Origin of the sequence: Methanobacterium sp., assembly GCA_016222945.1 — an archaeon.
Lineage (GTDB): Archaea > Methanobacteriota > Methanobacteria > Methanobacteriales > Methanobacteriaceae > Methanobacterium_D.
The window spans coordinates 358538-379254 of sequence record JACRPY010000002.1 but is presented as its reverse complement, the minus strand read 5'-3'; the positions used below and the strand labels follow the sequence as shown (position 1 = coordinate 379254).

Below are 20717 nucleotides of genomic sequence, written 5' to 3'. Positions count from 1 at the left end.
ATAATAAAAAATTTAAAATGTTCAATAATCATATCCATTATCATGAAAGGTAAAGTCATTGGAGATATCCTTGTTTTAAAAAACGAACCTAATAACTTAGATGAACTTCTAAAACTACCAGAAGTAAATCGTATAGTTAAATTAGGACGTATTAGTGGCTCTAAAAGAGAGCCTGATGTTAAAATACTTGTTGGCGATAATACAGAAACTATTCACCGTGAAAATCATTGTTTTTTCAAGTTAGATGTTGCAAAAATCATGTGGTCAAAGGGTAACACCACAGAGCGTAAAAGAATTGCAGAACTAGTAGAAGATGGCGAAATAATAGTGGACATGTTTGCTGGAATCGGTTACTTCTCAATACCAATAGCTGTGCATTCAAATCCCCAGAAAATCTATTCAATAGAAATAAATCCAATTTCATATTGTTATTTAAAGGAAAACATTGTACTTAACAAAGTTGAAGGAATAATAAACCCATTATTTGGAGATTGTAGAAAATTAGCTCCTAAAGGAATTGCAGACCGGGTTTTAATGGGATATATAGGAAATACACACGAATATCTTGATGTTGCTATGGAAATTGTTAAACCGGGAGGTATCATCCATTACCATGAATCAGTCCCTGACAAATTAAAATTTGAAAGACCACCCCAGAGGATAATTGAAGCTGCAAATGGGCGTGATGTGGAGATATTAAATAAAAGAATTATAAAAAAGTACTCTCCAGGTGTTTATCACGTTGTAATAGATGCGTTAATTGAATAAATAAATATTAAAATTAAAAGAAGGTGTTAGTACGGATTTAAATGATGCAATAATGAATAGGCGTAGTATAAGAAAATTTAAAGACGATGAAGTAGATGATGATTTAATTAATAAAATAGTTGAAGCAGGTATTTGGGCTCCTTCTGCAGGAGATTTACAGGCCTGGGAAGTTATAATAGTAAAAAATAAGGAAACTAAGGTAAATCTTTGTATTTGTGGTTATTTAAGAGATTTTATTGCTGAAGCACCAGTTATATTAGTAATATGTGCCCATACACAAAAATCAGGAGCAATCTACGGAGAAAGAGGAAGAGAACTCTACTGCATACAGGATGCTACGTGTGCTGCTCAAAATATGCTTCTTAAAATCCATGAACTGGGTTTAGGCGCCTGCTGGATTGGATCATTTGAAGAAGAATCTGTTTTAGAAAAATTGGAAATTCCAGATGGGGTTATACCTATCGCAATGATACCTATGGGTTATCCTGATGAAAAACCTGCTCCACCGCCAAGAAGGGAAATTGAAGAATGTATTCATTATGAAAAATATTAATTTAAAAGTTTAGGGGGTTAATTACTATTTAGTAGCAACTCCCTTAAAAAAATTGTAAAAGAAAACACCATCAGATTCTGTAGTTTTATATAAATCATTTATTCCCTTAGACCATGATTCACTGTCCATCAACCCTAAATCAAGAGATTGATCTTTAACTCCTTCAACCATTGCAATTATTGTTTTTTTATTAAATCCTTCCACTAAATCCGGCTTACTCGAATCAACATAGACTATTTTGGGCTGTACTTTTATATTTTTAAATCCAGAATTCTGCAATAGAGGATAAACTTCTCTTCCAATCATAGGATTGCAATCAAAACTTTTTTGACATTCAATTAAACATTCCCATGCTTTAATAGCTTCTTTTGATTCAGGGTAAAAATAGCAAGACCCATGATCACCTTCAATTACTGTAATTGAGCCGTCTTTTTTAAGAACCCTCTTTAAATGTTTAAGTGCTGCTACTGGATCTTGAAGATGTTCAAGTACAAAGCAAACAAAGATATGATCAAAACTTTCATCTTCAAAAGGTAAATTAAACAGGTCTGCTGTCTGAAATTCAACATTCAAAAATCCATTTTTATCAATTAAATCTTTTGCATGTTTTATTGAATCTTCAGAAATGTCTATTGATGTAATTTGTGCTTTTGGACTATTTTTTGCAAGCATTATTGTTTGAGCACCTACTCCACACCCTGCCTCTAAAACTTTTGATCCTGCAGGATATTTTGTGTCTTCATGCATTAAATTAGCAAGTGTATTTGCTTGATCTAACAGTCTATTGGCTTCTTCTTTTGAATATCCATGAACGTAATCGTCTCTCATAAAATCGCCTTATACTGCTTTTAATATTCAAATTAGCATGATTTTTTTAATATTTTACTGGTTTAATTATATCCAGTCAATTGTAGGTTATCGTACTATTTAAAACTTCATAGCCCATATATGTGCATTTATTTTTTTATATGGCCATTGAATTCTAAAAAAAATCAGTATTCACTATTAAATCAAATGCTTCATCTAAATTTGTGCTATTTCTCAATATTTCAATAACTTTCGTATTTGGCGAAGCATATATGGTTGGATAATCAATTTCACCACTTTTTTTTATTGGAGAATATGCAAGAACTTCCTTATCAGTGGTAAACTGTGCATTAATTCCGTTTTTATTCCCACGAGCATCTAATCTTACCCATTTATCCATACTTTTAATAAAAACTGCATTTAGTCCATGCAATCCCATTCCTATGTCAAATTCAAGTTTCTGGTAACAAAATCCTGTTGGAATTTCTAAAAACCTTAAAATAGCTGCCAGCAAATTAGATTTAGCAAAGCAAAGTCCATGTTTATATTTCAAAACATCAGTAGCATTGCATGTGACCTCATCACTATAAATATCCATAGAATGATCTATATCGTCCCTTACAAATTCATAAACTGTTTTTATAAGTTCAGTTTCATCTTTGATGTCTTTGGATAAATTTAGGGCAGTTTTTTGAATATTTTCATCTTCAAAGTCTATAATTTCAGATGAAAGGAGATAATATTTCATATCATCTGTTTCTGGCATTAATATCAATTTATTCACCAATTTAAAGCTTAAATTACAGTTTAATCTTGTAAATGTTAAATTATTTCATTTTCTATATTTTTAATTGATGGATATTTTCAGTTTAATTATGAATTAAATTAATCTTTGATGAGTTTAATATTAATAATCATAATATTTTAAACTCCAATGCTCATTCATTTATAAAAACTAAAATTTGTGATTAAAATGGATAAAAATGAGGATGTAAAAATGACATCATCTCCAGATAAAGAAGTTAAACTTTCTTATTTTGATTTACAGGGATACTGGGGATTTACAAAACACATGGGCGGATTAAACGCGACAAATAAGCTATTAAAGATGTGTTATGTAACTAAAGATAGATATGTGCTTGTTGTTGGATGCGGGGCAGGAATAACTCCCATTTATATAGCAAAAGAATATGGTTGCAAAGTTGTTGGTGTAGATATATCCCAAAAAATGATTGAATGGTCCAAAAAAAGAGTAAAAAGAGAGAATTTAGAATCAAATGTTGACTTTAAAGTTGCTGATGCTCAAAAACTCCCCTTTAATGATGAAACATTCGATGCTGTTATTTGCGAATCAGTAAATGCATTTATAGAAGATAAATCAGGAGTAATGAATGAATATTATCGTGTTACAAAACCTGGAGGATATATTGGCTTTAATGAATGTACATGGATAAAAACACCCCCTCCAAAAGATTTAGTTCATTATTTAAATCGTACTATGTCCGGCGCTAATTTTTTAACTCCATCAGGTTGGATTGAACTATTTAAAAACGTAGGTTTAGGGCAAATAACTCCTAAAACATGTGAAATAACTGCTTTCGGTCAATGGCGAGATGAAATGAATCAGTTAGGTTCTAAAGATATTAATGACTTTATGAAGTCATGGAGTAAATTCTTCGATCTTTTAATAAAAAACAGAGAGTTTAGGAGCTATACTAAAGAAATATGGCCTTCAATGTCAGTTGTAAGGAATTTATTCAATTATTTAGGATATGGACTGTATGTAGGACAAAAAGTAGATAAATAAACTTTTTCGTAGATTATCCATTAATAGGACGTATCCATCAATTTTAATATTTCATCCTGTTTTTTTAGATCTAAATTTATCATTCCCTTTTTAATTATCCATTTAGCGTTTTTATCATCAGATTTTGCCCATTTTTTCATAAATTCAAATGTCTCTTCCATCCTATATTTACTTGTAACTTTTAAAGTCCATGCCACCTTCTTTTTAACGTTTAAGTCATGATCATGTATTACAAGAACAAGAACTTCTAAAGCTTTTTTAAATTCATCGTCAGCTAAGATATTTTTCTCTGTAGGAGCATGAATAGCAAAAGCGGCAGTATTTCTAAGCCATTTATTTTCATCTACAGCCCAACATTTTAAAATGTTCAGTATCCATTCAAAACGTTCTTCAAACATTTTATTGAAGGTCTTATCAGCAAATGTATCTGATGAAGACCAGTGAGCGCTTTCAATAATGTATTTACGGGTTCTTTTCACTACTTCTTTATAATATTTGTGACTCATTTCATTAAAAGCCGTTCCTACAATCCCTGCCCTCCAACCGTAGACACGGGACTTTTGAACCTCTTCTTCGCTCATTTTCATGCGTGATGTGTTAATGATTCCTTTTTTGTAGCCATAATCCAATTCTTTTTTGAAAAATTTGTCTAAAATATTGAAATATAATTCTGGTTTTTCTAAACCTCTTTTACCTATTACTTCTGCAAGAGGATATAATGTGCCAAATGGTATTTTTTGAACTAAAACTGTCTCTAAACTCTCAAAAAATTTGTCTTCATTCCCATTTTCAAGCTGATCACAAATATTTTGAGCTATTTCTATTATTTCCGATTTCCTATATTTTACTGGCATATCACCGCCATCCTATTTAACTAATGGAGATTTGATTTAGATTGCATCAATTTCATCTAAAAAATTAAGCTGCAGGATTCCTAATAAACCTCAAAATCCTGCATAATCCTAATTAAACTATTCATATTTCCAGCCATTAGAATTGGCTAATTTAATCTATTATAAGATTATACTCCATATTTTCCAGTGATTTGAGCTTCACCTAATATATGGCCTTGAATTGCACTATTTACCTGATTTTTTGTTGCACCTACATCTAAATTGAGTGTAGTATCCAGTGCATAGATTTTAAATGCATATCTATGTGTTCCACTGGGCGGAGCTGGTCCTGAGTACCCTATTTTGTTGAAATCATTAGTTCCCTGTTTTGCACCATTATCCAATGTTCCTTGATTGGTAATTCCTTCTGCTAACTGGTTAACATTTCCAGGTATGTTGAATATTATCCAGTGGAAGAATGCTCCGCCTCCAGATCCAGATGCATCAGGATCTTCACAGGTTATGGTAAAACTTTTTGTATTAACCGGAGCCGATGCCCATGAAAGAGGTGGAGATATATTCTGGCCATTAGCTGTGTATTTTTGAGGTATTTGACCTCCCTGTACAAATGCATTGCTTTTAATCTCAAAATTACCTGAATTTACTGTGGTTTGGTTAGTACCAGTGGTTTGATTTGTGTTTTGCGAAGTGCATCCAGAGACAAAAATCACCAGCACTAAAACAAACAGCCCCCATATCATATATTTTTTCAAATTATCCCTCCATTTAACTTTTTAAACATATTACATATTTAAAAGACTTTTTAAATCTTCTAAAGAATATAATAATTTGTTTTCAAGCATTTCAGATAAATTATCTTCCCTAATATGTTCAAGTGAGTTATTAATTGCATGAAGACTTGAATATATAAGCAATGTAGGCAAACTAACCCTTTTAACTCCACATTTCCTCAAATCAGCAATTGATAAGTTCATTATATTGTAAGGCATTCCTACAGCAATACTAACTGGTCCTTTAACTTCTTTTACAGCTTTTTTTACTTCATCCAAAGTTTCTATATATGTTATAAATGCTAAATCTGCTCCAGATTCAAGATACTGGTTTGCACGATCAATTGCAATTTCTAATCCTTCATTTCTGTCCTTTGTAGATCTAAGTGCATCTGTACGGCCATTAATAATAAAATCAGCGTTATCTTCAACTTCAGCTGTTTCTCTGGCAACCATGATTTTTTGAGCCATTAAATCTGCATCTACAATAGATAACTTACCGTTTCCATTTAGAATCTGGTCTTCAATGTTAAGGCCAGCTACTCCCGCTTCCACGAATCTTTCAACTGTGTCAATAACTTCTTCAGGACCGCCATATCCATCTTCAGCATCAGCCATAACTGGAATATCCACTGATTGCGCTATTCTGCCTGTCCATTCAACGTTTTCATCTAAAGAAACATCACTTTCTTTTTTATAACCTGCAGCAATTGAAAAACTGTATCCTGAGCATTGTACTGCTTTAAATCCTGCTTTTTCAATTAATTTAGCACTTATAGAGTCATATGCATCAGGCATGACCAGTGTTTCTTTGGAATTTAAGATTTTTTTAAGCCTTTTGCTTTTATTCATGGAAATTCCCCCTTAAATATCAAATTAATGAATTATAGATTTTAAAATTCAGCTATAACAAGCATTTCATAATCTTCAGTAGTTAAAATATCATTTCTGCTGAAATTTCCAAGTTTACAGCTGTAAATATCAATTTTTCTGAAATTAAGAGACTTGAGAAGCCATGTGATTTCTGAAGGCACGTAATATCGCTCATTGCACTCTAAAACTTTTAAATTACCATTATCATCTTCTAATTCAAAATTAGATTTATCACGGAATGTCATAAGATCAAATGAATTATCAGAACTCGTCCCATCCACCATGTTAGTATCCATAAACTCTTTTACAGAATGATATAATGGATATAAGCCATTTAAAGTTGTAAATATCAATTTTCCATTCTTTTTTAATGCTTTAGCCGCGTTTTTTAATATTTCAAAGTTCATTTCATCTGTTTCCATAAGAGGAAATGCCCCTTCGCATAGCATAATTACCAGATCAAATTTATTTTCAAAAGACAGATTTCTAGCATCCCCTACCTTAAAATCAACATTTATCTGGGCATTTTTGGCTTTTTCTCTTGCCTTATTTATCATTGACTCTGAAAGATCCACACCTGTGACATTATAGCCTCGTTTAGCAAGTTCTATGGCATGCCTACCTGTTCCACAGCCAATGTCCAGAATTTTAAAATTTTTATCGTTATTTATCTCTTTTACTATGAAATCAACTTCTCCTATAGTTCCCTGTGTAAAAGTTTCATTTTCATATTTATCTGCGTAATCTGTAAAGAGTTCCTCATACCATTGCTCCATCTTATCTCCTCAATTAATTATTTATCTTCAAATATTAATAAATTTAAAGGAATCCAGTTAAAAACTACCTTTTTTAGGATAATATTAAAAAAAAGAGAATGGCAAAATTTATTATATCCAAAAAATATTTAAGAAAATATGGAAATATAATTGTTTTTAGTTCCTTGGGGTAGTGGTAATCCTGTAAGGCTCTGGACCTTTCGACGGCGGTTCGACTCCGCCAGGAACTATTTGATTTAAATGGAGACATTATGTTCTAATAGCAGTTAATTTTTTAATTAACGGCTCTATTATTTCGAAATCTTCGTCATCATTTACATTAAATCGAAGTGCATAACCTTCCCTATATTGTTTTGCTGATTTAATCATGTTATGAATCATTTTTAATTTATCATCTTTTAAGAAAGCTTTTCTTTCATTTTCACGTATTGCCATGCTGATTTTAAATTCATTTTTAAGCGGAACTATATAAAATAATGCTTTTTTCCGATCATGCACCTTTAACATCCAGCCACTGCTTTTAAAGAAATTCCAATCCTTGGAAAAGGAATCTGCAATATCCATTAACGTTTCATAATAGGCAAATGCATTCCCTAATACTGTTTTCAATGAATCTTCTGTAGGTTTAGAATTTTCATCTAAAAATGGTTTTTCTTCCATATTTTCACCCTCCTTATGATTTTTAATTGATAAATTTAATAAAACTGTTAACTAACTATGTTTTAAGATAAGTGACAAACATGGCGCTTTTATCTTCTCCAACCTCAAAGCCGCATTTTTTATAAAATTCAACCTCACTATCATATGCAATTACAACTTTCCTTGCGAAATCTTTGTATTTTTCAAGCATTAAATTGACCAGCTTCTTTCCAATTCCATTGCCATGATAATCAGGATTTACCAATAAATAATGGAAATAAACTGTCATTACACCGTCAGATAAAGAATTAATTAATCCAACCAATTTATCATTATCCCACGCAGAATAAACAGCGTGAGAATTCATTATTGCTCTTTTTAATTTATTCGGATAATTTCCAGAGTCCCATTCCACTGATAAAAACAGTTCTTGCAGTTCTCTTTCCTTAAAATCTTTTATTTTCTTATATTTAATTTCCATAATAGTCATTTCCCTTAATTTAAAAGATTTAAATCAATGCGATCATAAAAAACTATTTTATATAATTGTATTTAATCAAAACCCTAATATTTATTAATTTCTAAAATAAATCTGTAAATAGAGATGTATTATATGGCTAATAATTTCTTAAATAAAAGATGGTTTGCATGGGATCCTTCAAGTGATACGGTTATAGCTTTGATCACTGCCCTAATAATGATTGGTGGAGGCTACTATTTAATGGTACATTTACCTGAAGGTAGCGTGATTAAGACAGTTTATGAGTTTATTCTAACATTTTTACTAGTAGTATTCCCTGTATGGTGGCTTTTATGGCATGAAAATGGTTCTTTAAAGGATTTAGGTATTAAAAAAGAAGGCATAGTTCCCAGTTTAATTATTAGCATATTAATAGCTGCATATTTCCTTTATTATGCCCTAAGCACATATTCTTTCTATGGAACTAATTTAATACCACACTTTTTAACAAATGCATTGATTCTATGGGAACCTTTCTTTATATTCTGTTGGCTTCAACTTCGTTTTGATAAAGCTTTTGGAATAATTCCCGGTATTTTACTTGCAGGGATAAGTTTAGGTGCTTATCACATTGGAACATATCCTATGGCCGAAGTAGTGGTTTTAGCACTATTTGGTATATTATTTGCTGCAATCTTCCGTATAACTTCCAATCTGTTGATTATGTGGCCATTAACATGGAGTACATCCTCAGCTGTGGGCACGCTCAAAGGAGGCTTTTTATTAGGCTGGAATGACGTTATAATGACATCAATCCTCCTTCTGGCACAAATTGCAGTTATTATCTATACTTGGAAGAAAATTGAAAAAAAATCTAAATAAAAAAAGGATTCTGCAAAAAATAAGCTCAATAATATGTTTTATCCAGGGGAATTAAATTGAGTAAAAAGGGAAAATTATTGATTTTAATTATGGCTATTTTAATAGTTTTAAGTGTTGCTCTTGGAGTAATAGCCATCAAAAAATTTAATAAAACTAATAAATCAGATATTGGCATTCAAAGTTCTAACCCTGGATCTGGACAGTATAATAATCAAGAAAATCAGAAAAACAAACAGGAATCATCTGAAAATCAGCAAAATTCCGTAAACAGCGTAACATGCCCAGAATGTGGCGGTACCGGCAGTATTGTGTGTCCAACCTGCCATGGCCATGGACTATATTACATCTGTGGTGAGTGTCAAGCCAAATTTTATACATACCTCAATAGATGCTCGAGATGTGGAGAACGGAACACATTAATACAACATGTGTGCCCCACAAGAGTTAAATGTCCTCAATGCAGTGGATCAGGATAGGCACCTGCATAAAAAATGCCATTCCTTATTAACCCATTTACTTTGTTTTTCGTGAAATGATCTTTTCAATATTAATTCAAATCAAAACAATTCACTGAATTTTTGGGCTACTTCATCAATTTTTCCATCGCGCTGTTTATTCCAAACAATTATACCGGTTCCCATGATTATTCCGCCTTTAGATTGACATATCTTTTTCATCTGGCCAATTGCACGAGTTCCACCAGTCCATTCAAAACGTAGGCCCTTGGTGACAAAAAGTGCGATTTTCTTATCTTGAAGAGATGGAATTTGCTCCAAATAAATGTTCATTACCTTTGAAAGAGAAAATGCCTGCACTGGAGCACCGAAAATAAGCGCATCATATGCACTTACATCCGGAGGATTTTCAATCTTACTATTTTCATTAGAAACCTGTTGTCCACCTTCTAACCTTAGCTGTTGGATCTCTACTTCATCTAAAGCTGCTGAAAGCTTTTCTTGGAGCTTTTGAGCAACTTCATTAGTATGGCCCGTCTGGGAATGAACTATAATTCCTATTTTCATATTAACGTTTCCCCTCCCCTAAAATATTTCCTCTTTTAATATAATTTAATCCTTTTTATCCTAAATAATTATCACTTAACCAAATTTGGATTTTTTAAATGACGATACTTCTTGTAGCCATAAAACCATCTTATAGACCATAAAAAATGGAAAACCGTTAATAGCAAGAATGAAGAACCAAATATATAAAAAATCAGGCCTAAAACTACCTGAATAATGCCTATAATTAAAAAGGAAATTGGGTTTCGGATAAGAAAAGTCACTACTCCTGTTAAACCAATTGCTCCACCTGACAAAGATAAAACTGTTTGGGCTGAACCGCCTGCCAAAAACCATATGAAGGCCAATATAGCTATTATAATTTTAAGTATAGACCTAGCAGGAGATAACTGTTTTTCCATTTGGGAAGATAGCTTTTTTTCGTTATCTAACTCATTAACATCTGTTTTATTCTTTTTAGCATCTTCCATGGAAACCTACCGATAAATAATTTATATTATGATGTGAAAAAATCATTTAAATTGTTCTGTGCTTTTATTATTAACTTATCTAACCAAGATGACGAACTCCATTCGAAAAGATTTACCATGACCTGGATGAACTATATCAACATTTAAATCTTTCAATTTTTCAATACTTGCCTCTGCTGCCACTTTATCGTCCATAATCGAATTAATGGCCGGTTTTTTGGTGTTGGTAAACAGGTCTCCACAAAACAGATTTCCGCCCTTTGTTAGTACTCCAATAGATCCTAAAGAATGGCCAGGGATATGAATAATTTTAGCATTTAATCCATACTCAGATAGATCATAGCCTTCTTCCACATAAAAATCAGGTGTGAATCTATTAGATTTACCTAATCCCATGAACGGACTTATCATCTTAGAAAGAAGGTTTCCATTCCTATTCCAGAGCATGTCACCCTTTTGTACCATTCCAGAATCTCCTTGATGCATGGCTATTTTTGTATCGAACTTTTCACGAAGATAAGCTGCATTACCAGTGTGATCTGAATCTCCATGAGTTATCACGATTAGATTTAGATTTCCAGGTTCACAACCAGCATTATTAATCTCTTTTTCAAGTTCATGGCGTTTGCCAGAATCTCCTGTGTCTATAAGAATAAATCCATCATTTGTTTTTATAAGATAGCAATTAACACTTGCCAAACCGCCAAAAATTTTCAAAGTGATGGTTTTTATCTCTTTTGGCATCTTTTCTCCTATTTAAGATTCTAATCTTGATATTTTTTAATTCAAGTAAATAAATTAATGTTTTTTACTGTTTAAACTATTTTCGGTTCTTAAATTTTCATAGAATTCCATTTCTTATCTAATAAACTAAACATTGACCTTCATAATCACCTAAAATATTAATACTTTATAATTAAATAATTTAAATATGGAAAATCACTGCTATGAAAACTACCCCTTATGGATTGTCTTCTTGTCCAATATAGTTTCATTATCCATTTACATCATTGGCGCTTACATTCTCTCGGGCTTAGGATTAGTTTACGCTATTTCCTATCTTTTGTACTGTATTTTTTTAGAAATTAGGCTTTTAAAAAATGGTTGTGTCAATTGCTATTATTATGGTAAGATTTGCGGTTTTGGTAAAGGCCGTTTAAGTGCTTTGTTCTTTAAAAAAGGAGACTCTTCCAAATTTTCCCAAAAGAAATTAAGCTGGAAAGACATGATTCCGGACATGCTGGTCTTTATTTTCCCCTTAATTGGTGGAATTATCCTTTTAATATATACTTTCTCATGGATAATATTATTTTTGATTGCAGCATTGTTGATTCTTTCATTTACAGGTAATGCACTAGTTAGAGGCTTTTTAACTTGTGGGAACTGTAAACAGCGTGAATTAGGCTGTCCTGCAGAAGATTTATTTAATAAAAAATAGAATTGAAATAGAAAAATTGAATGTATTTTGTAAGTAATGAATTTGAAATTAAAAATTTTGTAAAAAATATTGCGATGCCTTTTAACAGCGCTCTCTGCATAGCATCCTTATTATCTAATTAATTTACTCTCTACAATCTGAACATAATACCCTACAATAAAAGAAATAGGAATTCCTGATAGAAAAATAAGATTTTGAAAGCCATTTAACTGGAATTTGATTATCATAACTGCGATTATTGCAAAGATTGTTACATGCAATAAATATATTGCATAAGAACCGTAAGAAATCTTTGTGATGATACTATAAGTCACTGAATTAAAGAAACCTCTATAGTCCTTAGTTAGATAAGATACAAGAAATTTTCCCATAGCATAAATTATCAACGTTATTAAAAGCAATATAATGATATAAATCCAGTTAATATTAGGTGATGTTTGTAATAGGAGAATTAAAAGAAGTAATGGCAAAACATGTTCAAATAACCTTTTAAATGTCATGTCCTTAAAATAAGTTTTTATGTTCTTGAAAGATTTGTAATTATCATTAAGCCAGCATATTGCTATCCCTGCAAAAAACATCCAATAAAAAAAGAATAATAATGTTATAATATTTAATTTGAAGCTCAATAAATACAGTGCAAAGAATAAGATTAAGCTAACTGAAAACATGTTAATTAAATTTTTAGGCTTCGTAAAGAAGGGATAGAGAAAATAATAAATTAGTATCACGCCAATGAACCAGAAAAGACTTAAATTTAAACCAGTATTGCCCTCTGTCAAACCTTGAAGCCCTAAAACACCTGATAATAATGTGCTGAAACTCAATATTGCTGTCGGCTGGTTTGTTGGAAATGAAATGAATCCATAAGCATAAATCAGTGAAGCAAATGTAACAATTAATGCAAACCAGTAAAGGGGATAAATACGAACAGCCCTTTTATAATAGAACGTTTTTAAACCGTTTTTAAAGTTTATATCTTTATAATTGTAGTACAAAAGAAATCCGGATATAAAAAGGAATAGACTAAGACCAATATCCGCGATATATCCTCCATAAATCAGCTCCTTATATGGGAATTGTAAATAAGTGAGTGAATGAAACCCCACTATAAGAATAATTGCAAATGTACGTAAAATTTCCATATCCTGCAATTTTTTAGTTTTTATAGTCATTAAATATCACTTATTCTCTTTAAAATCCTCGATTTGTTGAAAATCTCCAGCCTACAGTGCATCCGCACCTATAACTATTCATATGTTTATTATTAAAATGTTTTATGGTGAACTTCATTTTAAAGCCTAAATCATAACCTAAAGAAGTAATATTTTACCATGAATAGGATGAGCTGGAAGTTAAGATTGAATTTAAAAAAATAGCAAACCCTCTAATGTTCTTTCTTTTATCTAATTCACTTTCAAATAACCTAAAAGCTAATTGGTTCAACACCGTCTGGAATCTTTTCACCAGTAATCCATGCCCTTAAAACATTGTTAAAAAGCTCTGGATTTTCTATATTCCACATATGCCCTACTTTTAAAGCCATGGCTCCTCTGGAATTGGGAAGAATATTAAGAAGGTCTCTTGCCGATTCTTTTATTATTTTATAATCTTTTTCACCAGCCATCACAAGAACCGGCGCATTAGCTTTTTCAAGACCATTAGGCATTTTAAAAAGCATATTTTCTTTAAGAATTCTATTTAATGAATCAGGTTTTATAAGGCGTGTTGATTCTTTAAATTCACTGAAAAGACTTTTCGGCATATTATAAGTTCGCATATTGGCTTTTATGAAAAAATTAGTGTCTTTAACTGGTTCATATGCTTTAATCAAGTAATTTAGTAGTTTTAGGAATGTTTCAGTGTGTGGAATAGTGTGGACAAGCGTTCCACTTATTAATGCATGATCTACAATTTCAGGGGCCTTGCTTAAAATTTGGACAATGATTTGGCCACCGAGAGATATTCCCACAAGATGAGCTTTTCCATTATGGGCTTTATTTTTGATAATATCAATTATAATATCTGCAGCGCATCCCATAGTGAAAGGTTTAACTCCAACGCTTTTCCCATGTTCTGGAAGGTCTGGAACGATGCAGTGATAATCACTGAATGCTTCTATTTGTTTATCCCACATCCAGCCAGATATTCCCCCTCCATGGAGGAAGATTATGGTTTCATTGTTCTCCTGGCCAGTTTCTTTGATATATAAATCCATAATTAAGGCTTGTTTTTAATTAAATTTAAGCTTTATCTTCTACTATAGGCAGTCGAAGATACTTAATATCCAAATAAAATGAAAATTAAAATATTAGTCATGGATGAAAAAAATGAAATTAGGAAATATCCTAATTTAGCTTAAATAATTTAGTTGTTAGATCTTCCTAGTTTTTAAAACAAACCACTATCTTTTAATTTATCTTCCATCCACATTGCCCTCTTATCTACCTTTTCTTTAATTAGCAAAGTTAAAAGGAAGGCTGCAACTGGAAACAATGCCAAAATTGCAATATTATACCAGAAAATAGGCCATATGACTCCTGCAACCACCTCACGGAGAGCTCCAACAGCATAAGTTAATGGTAAATATGGATGTATTGACTGGAAAAATGGTGGAAGAATCTCCACAGGGAAAATTCCGCCTGTTGCAGTTATCTGCAAGACCAGTATTACAATTGCAACAGCTTTTCCAGCATTTCCAAAGGCTGATGTTAACGAATAAACCACTATCATGGCACATAAACCAATGTATAACGTGGTTACTGTAAATAGCAACGCTGATGACATTTGCACATGTAATAATATTGACCCTGCTGCAACCAGTAATGCCTGTATTGTTCCTATTATCAAAAATAGACCCATTCGTCCAATATAAACACTTTCGGCCGTATACTTTTTAGTACCTTTCTTTATCCTCATGGTAATCATTGCAATTGCTATAATACACCCAATCCATAATGATATGGCCATATAAAATGGTGAAAGTGCAGATCCATATGTATCTACCTGATAAATGTGTTTTTTATCCATTTTTACAGGGCTTTCAAAGTAATTTTGTACATCACCTTGATCCATGTTTGAATAGGAGATTAATTTATCGATATCTCCTTCATTAATTGAATTAAGCTTTAGTGCAGCTATTTGAATGGCACTTCTAACCGTAGGCCATTTAGAGTTAACTAAATTCAATTTTGATGAAGCTTCAATGATTTTTTGGTTTATATTATCTTTATTATTTGCTAAAAGATTAATTCCATTATCCATTTCATCAATTGAGCTTTTTAGTTCTGCTAATTTACCTTGTGGATTATTACCATCTTTTATAGCTGTCTCTACTTCCTTTAGAACCCCCAGCACTTTAGTGACTTTTGCAATATTTTCTTCAACTTTAGCAATTACTGGTTTTAGGTTTTGATCTCCTGTTGCATTGTATAAAGCAGTTAAAGCAGCATCAGTGGATTTTAATGATACTAACATAGCATTAAGTGTTGATTCCATACTTTGAATTGTATTTAGCGCTCCTTGTGGATTAGTTGTAATTTGAGTATATAAAGAATCATATGTTGTTCTAATGCGGTTGGACTCTTTTTGCGCTTCTGGAAGTTCTGCACTGATTTTCGGCCATATACTATTTACAGTGCTCATATCTGAATTTGCTTCGGATATACTTGCATCTACATTTCCCAGGTTGTTATTTAACTCATTTATAAATGATTTAGTCTTAATAAGATCTGCTTTGTTTTCTTTAGCTAATTCCCCTACAGCACTAAGTTTTCCGTATATAATCCCATCAATGGTTTTGATTACTTCATTGTTAATCTTTGTCTGTAATGCATCTGCTCCAGCATTAGTAAGCCTTGGTGCGACTGCATTCAGTTTATCATTAACTATATAATCTATTTTAGCCTGATTAGGTGTCGATGTTTCAATTGATAGTAATTCTTCGCTGAAATTACCTGGAATTATCAACGCAGCATAATAATCTCCATTTTTAACTCCATTTAATGCAGTTTCCTTATCAACGAATTGCCAATTAAAATTTGTGTTATTCTTAAGTTCATCAACTAACGTATTTCCAATGTTATATTCTGTCCCATTATAATTATAGCCTAAATCTTCGTTAACCACTGCAACTTTAATATTGTCCGTTAGAGAATAGGGATCCCATGTTGCCTCAATATTAAGCAACGCATAAAGTGATGGTATTAAAATAATTACTGCTAAAACGATTAAAACTGCAGGATTATTTATTACAGCTTTAATATCATTTTTAAAAATTTCCCTTGCGCCTTTTATCATTTAATCCTTCCGTATAATTTTAAATTTGAATTTGAGATGTAAAATTAATAAATTACAGTAGTCGTATGCATGACTACCAACGAGAATAGTATATAACTGTACATCAAGTATATAAACATTACTAATGGTAGTCATGTTAAAAACTACATAACTAAAATTATAAATCTTGCTTTAAATTCAAAAAATATGAGAAATAATGATGAAAAAATATTTAAATTTGTGTACAAATAATGTAATGTATAATAATAAATTCATAATCAAGACTTAAGTTCAATTTTAGAAAATAGGAATCTACGGGTCGTGATTTTAGATGAAAATGTTATATAAATTGTTGATTGTGTTAGCAATAGTGGCTTTAATTTCTGTGTTTGCATTTATTTATTACCCTTTTAATAATTCTTCAATCTCTTCTTATAACTCTGCATCTGATAACTGGAACTACAATGAATTCCAAAAAATAGATAAAAATCAGGCCAATTATTCATTTGTGGTCTATGGGGACAACAGGAATTCATCTGGAAAATTTGATCAATTAATTAATAAAGTGAATGGAGAAAATATCTTATTTTCAATAGATCTTGGTGATTTAGTTAACACTGGAAATATAGAAGAATATAGATCATTTATAAACCAAATAAATCGATCCAATTCACCTGTTTTAACTGTTATTGGTAATCACGAACTTATGAATGATACTAAAGGATCTAAATATATTTCAATATTTGGAAATTCATATTATTCCTTTATTTTGCAGAATAGCTATTTCATCGTGGTTGATGATGCTAATCTAATAAAAATAGATAATCAACAGATGCAATGGCTACAAAATGAACTTCAAAAAAGTCAAAATTATAAATATCGCTTTGTTTTGATGCACGTGCCCCTATTTGACCCACAAAATGCAACTAATAAGAAAGAATACGATGAAACTGCATTAATAGACGTGAATCAATCAAAACAGCTAAACGAACTATTTGATCAATATAATGTGACAATGATATTTGCATCACATGTGCACGCATACTACAATGGAACATGGGGAAAAACACCTTACATAATAACTGGAGGGGCTGGAGCTCCATTAATCAATTCCACACCTGATCACAGCTTCTACCACTACATCCTTGTAACTGTAACCAATGACGGAGTTAAATATGAAGTTATCAAATTTTAAAAAATGAATTCAAATTACCTGTTCATTAATTCTTTTTTTAATTAAACAACCCGCTTTCCTTCAATTTTTCCTCTGTCCAATTTGCACGTTCGTCAATCTTTCCTTTAATTAATAATGTTAAAATAAAGGTTAAAATAGGAAATAGTCCTAAGATTCCCATACAGTACAAATAATTACTCCATAAAACCCCTGCAACCACTTCACGAAGCGCTGCAATAGCATATGTCAATGGCAAATACGGGTGTATAGCCTGGAAAGCTGGAGACAATAATTCTACAGGGAAAGTTCCTCCTGACGCTGTAATTTGTACAACAAGCAATATAACTGAGAGAAGTTTCCCTGCATTTCCAAAGGCAGAGGTTAAAGAGTATACAATTATCATAAAGCACAGCCCAATAAATAGAGCGGTTAATATAATTAATAATGTAGATGAAACCTGAATATCCAGTAATAAAACTCCTAATGCAACCAATAATGCCTGTGACGCACTAATTATTAAAAATAGTCCCATTCTACCCATATAAACTGTTCTGCTTTTATAGTTTTTCTTCGATTTTACACGCATTGAAAGCAATGCTATTGCCATAATTCCACCTATCCATAAGGATATGGCCATATAAAATGGAGCAAGAGCAGAACCATATTTATCTATAGGATAAATGTGTTCTTTTTGTATTTCAACAGGGCTTTGGAAGTAATTATTAACAGCATCTAAATCCAGATTAGAAAATGTACTTAATTTATCTATATCTTCCTCATTTATTGAGTTAAGTTTGTCTGCAGCCATTGGAATAGTTTTTCTAATTAGTGGCCATTTTGAATTAACTAAACCTAATCCTGCAGATGCTTCACTAATTTTCTGATTTATTGTTCCTTTATTAGCTGCCAAAAGATTAATAGAATTATCCATTTCATCAATTAAAGTTTTTAACTGAGTTAATTTCGCCATTGGATTTTCATTGTTATTTATATCTGCTTCTATTTCTTTTAGAAGTGTAAGGACTTTATTCGCCTGGTAAATATTATTTTCAATTTTTTTAATGATAGGAAGTAACTTCGGATCTCCTGTTGAGTCATATAAACTGGTTAAAACTGCATGTTGATATTCTAAGGAAACTATTGCCTGTTGAACTTTAGATTCCATGCCTTGAACTGTAATTAAAGCATTATTTGGGTCAGCTTTAATCTGAACGTATAATGAATCATAAGATTGTCTGATATCATTAGAATAACTCTGTATTTGGGGTAATGATGCGCTGATTTTTGGCCAAATATTGTTTACAGTGCTCATCATTGAATTTGCTTCTGCTATTTTTGCGTCTATATCATTTAACTTTCCATTTAATGTGTTTACAAATGCTTTTGTTTTTATAAATTGGGCTTTATTTTCTTTAGCTAATGTTCCTAAATCCTTAATTTTACCGAATATAAGTCCATCAATGGTTTTAATTATTATACTGTTGATTTTTACCTGTATTGCATCCGCTCCAGCTTCAGTCATCCTGGGCGTAATTGGACTTAATTTATCATTGGTTACGTATTCTATTTGTGCTTGATGAGGATTTGGAGTGCTAATTGAAAGTAAATCCTGGCTAAAATTGCCAGGAATTATTAATGCAGCATAATATTTTCCGTTTTTAACCCCATTTAATGCTTCTTCTTTATTTACAAACTGCCAGTTGAAATTCGTGTTATTTTTAAGCTCTTCAATCAGCAAATCTCCCACATTGTAGTGTGTTCCATTTAAATCGTAGCCTGAATCCTCATTAACCACAGCTATTTTAATATTTGAAGTTTGACTGTAGGGATCCCATGTTGACTGGATAGTGAGGCATGTATAAAGTGCATGTATAGAAATGAGTACTAACAGAGCAAATATAACTACAGAATTATTTTTAACTGCTTTAATATCATTTTTAAAGATTTCAAAAGCGTTTTTTATCATGGGAATCCCTCCTTCCATTTATAAATAAATGAAATATAGTAGTTTTGTTAATAACTACCAAAGATATGATTTCATAGAATATAAAGTTTACGATTAGTAGTTGTGTTAAAAACTACTAAATTGTAATTTAAAATAGAGTTAAATTACAGGCTAAATCCACAAAAAATCTAAAACAAATTATAATAATTATATAATAAGTTTAAAATCTAATTAAAAATAAAAAAAAGCGTTATAAATGTTTTAAATAAAAAAATATGATTTAAAATTTTTATTCAGTTATATCTAACTGAAATTCTGGAGTATGTTCCCATACAGCGCCAAATATCAGTTTCACCATAGCAATTAAATATTGATTTTTGGAGTTTATACCTGAATTTGTTTTTCCAGGAAACGAAGGAACATACATAACCTCTTCATCGTCAATAAGCACCAATATAAATTTAGAGTACTGTTTTGAGGGTAAAGGATGTTTATCCAAATATTTAGAAAGCTTACCAAAATCTGAAATATCCATTTTATAACCATCATGCACCTGCAGGTTCTTCAACCCATAACGGTTAAAAGTAGAATCACTTTCCCTAAAAAACAAGAGTTCTATTTTTAAGTCCTTGTTACTAACAAAAGAAAGATATTCCATGTATTCTGTAGGTAAAATAAGCTTCATTGAATCATGCGCCTTGGAAATCAGCTCTTCCATACTGTGCTCCACATTATTTTTACCAAAAAGAGTCCATATAATGTCAGGACTTTCAGTCTCCAATCCACTTGCCTCAAGTTGCTTTAATTCTGTGAGAGCACTTTTTTCAGCGTTTTGATGGATTTCTATAAGATGTTTAAGTGCAATCTTTGGAGGAACAGCACGATAAATAGCTGGCTTGGAACTAACCATCATTACAAGGCCTTTATCCATCAAACCCTTCAAACTCTGGTATACACTGGGTTTAGGCACGTTTAAGTATTCATAAACCTTTTTAACCTGTGCACGTTCAAATAATACCAGTGCAGAGTACACTTTGGCCTCGTATTCCGTAAGTCCCATGGTTTTAAGGGATTCAATAAGGTCATTTGATATTTCTGTCATGTTAATTAATCCTAAATCAGTAGTCTTTAACTAAACTAATATAATGCTGTGTTAAGGATATAAATTTCGGTTCATTTTTAAAGTTACCTGTAAAAATAA

At 31.5% G+C, this 20717-nt stretch carries 23 protein-coding genes and 1 tRNA gene; 8 read left to right on the top strand and 16 right to left on the bottom strand.

The window, feature by feature from the left end; genetic code table 11:
- Nucleotides 1-42 precede the first annotated feature (42 nt).
- Both HZC47_01990 and HZC47_01985 read left to right on the top strand, forming a co-directional pair.
- On the top strand, nucleotides 43-768 hold the full coding sequence (locus tag HZC47_01990; GenBank protein ID MBI5679656.1) for a class I SAM-dependent methyltransferase family protein: 726 nt from the start codon (nucleotides 43-45) through the stop codon (nucleotides 766-768).
- Nucleotides 769-820: 52 nt separating this feature from the next.
- A complete protein-coding gene (locus HZC47_01985; GenBank protein ID MBI5679655.1) occupies nucleotides 821-1321 on the top strand; it encodes a nitroreductase family protein in 501 nt (166 codons plus the stop codon).
- A 24-nt stretch (nucleotides 1322-1345) separates the two neighbouring features.
- Here the strand turns inward: HZC47_01985 and HZC47_01980 are convergent, their stop codons facing one another.
- Nucleotides 1346-2149 (bottom strand): methyltransferase domain-containing protein, encoded by an 804-nt coding sequence (locus HZC47_01980; GenBank protein ID MBI5679654.1) that lies wholly within the window; start codon nucleotides 2147-2149, stop codon nucleotides 1346-1348.
- A gap of 154 nt (nucleotides 2150-2303) precedes the next feature.
- Nucleotides 2304-2894 carry a transglutaminase domain-containing protein gene (locus HZC47_01975; protein MBI5679653.1) on the bottom strand — a complete coding sequence of 197 codons (591 nt, stop codon included), beginning with the start codon at nucleotides 2892-2894 and terminating at the stop codon, nucleotides 2304-2306.
- A gap of 207 nt (nucleotides 2895-3101) precedes the next feature.
- Between HZC47_01975 and HZC47_01970 the strand changes: the two genes are divergently transcribed.
- Complete coding sequence (locus tag HZC47_01970; GenBank protein MBI5679652.1) at nucleotides 3102-3935, top strand: class I SAM-dependent methyltransferase; 834 nt, start codon at nucleotides 3102-3104, stop codon at nucleotides 3933-3935.
- 20 nt (nucleotides 3936-3955) lie between these two features.
- Here the strand turns inward: HZC47_01970 and HZC47_01965 are convergent, their stop codons facing one another.
- The 4 genes from HZC47_01965 to HZC47_01950 all read right to left on the bottom strand — a co-directional run bounded on the left by HZC47_01965 (nucleotide 3956) and on the right by HZC47_01950 (nucleotide 7208).
- The gene (locus HZC47_01965; protein MBI5679651.1) at nucleotides 3956-4789 is read right to left on the bottom strand and encodes a DNA alkylation repair protein; all 834 of its coding nucleotides are present in this window, start codon (nucleotides 4787-4789) and stop codon (nucleotides 3956-3958) included.
- Between the two features lie 167 nt (nucleotides 4790-4956).
- Complete coding sequence (locus HZC47_01960) at nucleotides 4957-5529, bottom strand: YbhB/YbcL family Raf kinase inhibitor-like protein (GenBank protein MBI5679650.1); 573 nt, start codon at nucleotides 5527-5529, stop codon at nucleotides 4957-4959.
- 42 nt (nucleotides 5530-5571) lie between these two features.
- A complete protein-coding gene (locus HZC47_01955) occupies nucleotides 5572-6411 on the bottom strand; it encodes an isocitrate lyase/PEP mutase family protein (protein MBI5679649.1) in 840 nt (279 codons plus the stop codon).
- 41 nt (nucleotides 6412-6452) lie between these two features.
- Nucleotides 6453-7208, bottom strand: coding sequence for a class I SAM-dependent methyltransferase (locus HZC47_01950; GenBank protein MBI5679648.1), 756 nt, complete (start codon nucleotides 7206-7208; stop codon nucleotides 6453-6455).
- 158 nt (nucleotides 7209-7366) lie between these two features.
- On the opposite strand from HZC47_01950, the gene HZC47_01945 reads away from it, so the two are divergent.
- A tRNA-Gln gene (locus HZC47_01945) sits at nucleotides 7367-7438 on the top strand.
- Nucleotides 7439-7457: 19 nt separating this feature from the next.
- Here HZC47_01945 and HZC47_01940 read toward each other — a convergent pair.
- The gene (locus HZC47_01940) at nucleotides 7458-7868 is read right to left on the bottom strand and encodes a DUF3788 family protein (protein MBI5679647.1); all 411 of its coding nucleotides are present in this window, start codon (nucleotides 7866-7868) and stop codon (nucleotides 7458-7460) included.
- Between the two features lie 55 nt (nucleotides 7869-7923).
- Complete coding sequence (locus tag HZC47_01935) at nucleotides 7924-8328, bottom strand: GNAT family N-acetyltransferase (protein MBI5679646.1); 405 nt, start codon at nucleotides 8326-8328, stop codon at nucleotides 7924-7926.
- Between the two features lie 132 nt (nucleotides 8329-8460).
- Here HZC47_01935 and HZC47_01930 point away from each other — a divergent pair, with 132 nt between their 5' ends.
- Together HZC47_01930 and HZC47_01925 are read left to right on the top strand one after the other, a co-directional pair.
- Nucleotides 8461-9189, top strand: a complete 729-nt coding sequence (locus HZC47_01930; GenBank protein MBI5679645.1) for a hypothetical protein — start codon at nucleotides 8461-8463, stop codon at nucleotides 9187-9189.
- 56 nt (nucleotides 9190-9245) lie between these two features.
- Nucleotides 9246-9665 carry a hypothetical protein gene (locus tag HZC47_01925; protein MBI5679644.1) on the top strand — a complete coding sequence of 140 codons (420 nt, stop codon included), beginning with the start codon at nucleotides 9246-9248 and terminating at the stop codon, nucleotides 9663-9665.
- An 81-nt stretch (nucleotides 9666-9746) separates the two neighbouring features.
- On the opposite strand, the gene HZC47_01920 is transcribed toward HZC47_01925, so the two are convergent.
- From HZC47_01920 to HZC47_01910, 3 genes are all read right to left on the bottom strand, one after another.
- Nucleotides 9747-10211, bottom strand: a complete 465-nt coding sequence (locus HZC47_01920) for a flavodoxin (protein ID MBI5679643.1) — start codon at nucleotides 10209-10211, stop codon at nucleotides 9747-9749.
- Between the two features lie 71 nt (nucleotides 10212-10282).
- A complete protein-coding gene (locus HZC47_01915) occupies nucleotides 10283-10681 on the bottom strand; it encodes a hypothetical protein (protein ID MBI5679642.1) in 399 nt (132 codons plus the stop codon).
- A gap of 75 nt (nucleotides 10682-10756) precedes the next feature.
- Nucleotides 10757-11425: an MBL fold metallo-hydrolase gene (locus HZC47_01910; GenBank protein ID MBI5679641.1), complete on the bottom strand. Its 669-nt coding sequence runs from the start codon at nucleotides 11423-11425 to the stop codon at nucleotides 10757-10759.
- A 187-nt stretch (nucleotides 11426-11612) separates the two neighbouring features.
- Here HZC47_01910 and HZC47_01905 point away from each other — a divergent pair, with 187 nt between their 5' ends.
- A complete protein-coding gene (locus HZC47_01905; GenBank protein ID MBI5679640.1) occupies nucleotides 11613-12119 on the top strand; it encodes a hypothetical protein in 507 nt (168 codons plus the stop codon).
- Between the two features lie 110 nt (nucleotides 12120-12229).
- Here HZC47_01905 and HZC47_01900 read toward each other — a convergent pair whose 3' ends face one another.
- The 3 genes from HZC47_01900 to HZC47_01890 all read right to left on the bottom strand — a co-directional run bounded on the left by HZC47_01900 (nucleotide 12230) and on the right by HZC47_01890 (nucleotide 16418).
- Nucleotides 12230-13294, bottom strand: a complete 1065-nt coding sequence (locus HZC47_01900) for an acyltransferase (protein ID MBI5679639.1) — start codon at nucleotides 13292-13294, stop codon at nucleotides 12230-12232.
- 251 nt (nucleotides 13295-13545) lie between these two features.
- The gene (locus HZC47_01895) at nucleotides 13546-14337 is read right to left on the bottom strand and encodes an alpha/beta hydrolase (GenBank protein MBI5679638.1); all 792 of its coding nucleotides are present in this window, start codon (nucleotides 14335-14337) and stop codon (nucleotides 13546-13548) included.
- 173 nt (nucleotides 14338-14510) lie between these two features.
- Complete coding sequence (locus HZC47_01890) at nucleotides 14511-16418, bottom strand: YhgE/Pip domain-containing protein (GenBank protein MBI5679637.1); 1908 nt, start codon at nucleotides 16416-16418, stop codon at nucleotides 14511-14513.
- Between the two features lie 328 nt (nucleotides 16419-16746).
- Between HZC47_01890 and HZC47_01885 the strand changes: the two genes are divergently transcribed.
- Nucleotides 16747-17592 (top strand): metallophosphoesterase, encoded by an 846-nt coding sequence (locus HZC47_01885; protein ID MBI5679636.1) that lies wholly within the window; start codon nucleotides 16747-16749, stop codon nucleotides 17590-17592.
- Between the two features lie 37 nt (nucleotides 17593-17629).
- Here HZC47_01885 and HZC47_01880 read toward each other — a convergent pair whose 3' ends face one another.
- Complete coding sequence (locus HZC47_01880; GenBank protein MBI5679635.1) at nucleotides 17630-19537, bottom strand: YhgE/Pip domain-containing protein; 1908 nt, start codon at nucleotides 19535-19537, stop codon at nucleotides 17630-17632.
- Between the two features lie 268 nt (nucleotides 19538-19805).
- On the bottom strand, nucleotides 19806-20618 hold the full coding sequence (locus tag HZC47_01875; protein ID MBI5679634.1) for a TrmB family transcriptional regulator: 813 nt from the start codon (nucleotides 20616-20618) through the stop codon (nucleotides 19806-19808).
- Between the last annotated feature and the right edge of the window lie 99 nt (nucleotides 20619-20717).

Coding starts and splice junctions, on each gene's coding strand:
- HZC47_01975 (MBI5679653.1), bottom strand. CDS start 2,894: ATGCCAGAAACAGATGATATGAAATATTATCTCCTTTCATCTGAAATT.
- HZC47_01970 (MBI5679652.1), top strand. CDS start 3,102: ATGGATAAAAATGAGGATGTAAAAATGACATCATCTCCAGATAAAGAA.
- HZC47_01920 (MBI5679643.1), bottom strand. CDS start 10,211: ATGAAAATAGGAATTATAGTTCATTCCCAGACGGGCCATACTAATGAA.
- HZC47_01940 (MBI5679647.1), bottom strand. CDS start 7,868: ATGGAAGAAAAACCATTTTTAGATGAAAATTCTAAACCTACAGAAGAT.
- HZC47_01935 (MBI5679646.1), bottom strand. CDS start 8,328: ATGGAAATTAAATATAAGAAAATAAAAGATTTTAAGGAAAGAGAACTG.
- HZC47_01950 (MBI5679648.1), bottom strand. CDS start 7,208: ATGGAGCAATGGTATGAGGAACTCTTTACAGATTACGCAGATAAATAT.
- HZC47_01895 (MBI5679638.1), bottom strand. CDS start 14,337: ATGGATTTATATATCAAAGAAACTGGCCAGGAGAACAATGAAACCATA.
- HZC47_01905 (MBI5679640.1), top strand. CDS start 11,613: ATGGAAAATCACTGCTATGAAAACTACCCCTTATGGATTGTCTTCTTG.
- HZC47_01955 (MBI5679649.1), bottom strand. CDS start 6,411: ATGAATAAAAGCAAAAGGCTTAAAAAAATCTTAAATTCCAAAGAAACA.
- HZC47_01900 (MBI5679639.1), bottom strand. CDS start 13,294: ATGACTATAAAAACTAAAAAATTGCAGGATATGGAAATTTTACGTACA.
- HZC47_01880 (MBI5679635.1), bottom strand. CDS start 19,537: ATGATAAAAAACGCTTTTGAAATCTTTAAAAATGATATTAAAGCAGTT.
- HZC47_01890 (MBI5679637.1), bottom strand. CDS start 16,418: ATGATAAAAGGCGCAAGGGAAATTTTTAAAAATGATATTAAAGCTGTA.
- HZC47_01910 (MBI5679641.1), bottom strand. CDS start 11,425: ATGCCAAAAGAGATAAAAACCATCACTTTGAAAATTTTTGGCGGTTTG.
- HZC47_01990 (MBI5679656.1), top strand. CDS start 43: ATGAAAGGTAAAGTCATTGGAGATATCCTTGTTTTAAAAAACGAACCT.
- HZC47_01985 (MBI5679655.1), top strand. CDS start 821: ATGAATAGGCGTAGTATAAGAAAATTTAAAGACGATGAAGTAGATGAT.
- HZC47_01930 (MBI5679645.1), top strand. CDS start 8,461: ATGGCTAATAATTTCTTAAATAAAAGATGGTTTGCATGGGATCCTTCA.
- HZC47_01960 (MBI5679650.1), bottom strand. CDS start 5,529: ATGATATGGGGGCTGTTTGTTTTAGTGCTGGTGATTTTTGTCTCTGGA.
- HZC47_01875 (MBI5679634.1), bottom strand. CDS start 20,618: ATGACAGAAATATCAAATGACCTTATTGAATCCCTTAAAACCATGGGA.
- HZC47_01980 (MBI5679654.1), bottom strand. CDS start 2,149: ATGAGAGACGATTACGTTCATGGATATTCAAAAGAAGAAGCCAATAGA.
- HZC47_01965 (MBI5679651.1), bottom strand. CDS start 4,789: ATGCCAGTAAAATATAGGAAATCGGAAATAATAGAAATAGCTCAAAAT.
- HZC47_01915 (MBI5679642.1), bottom strand. CDS start 10,681: ATGGAAGATGCTAAAAAGAATAAAACAGATGTTAATGAGTTAGATAAC.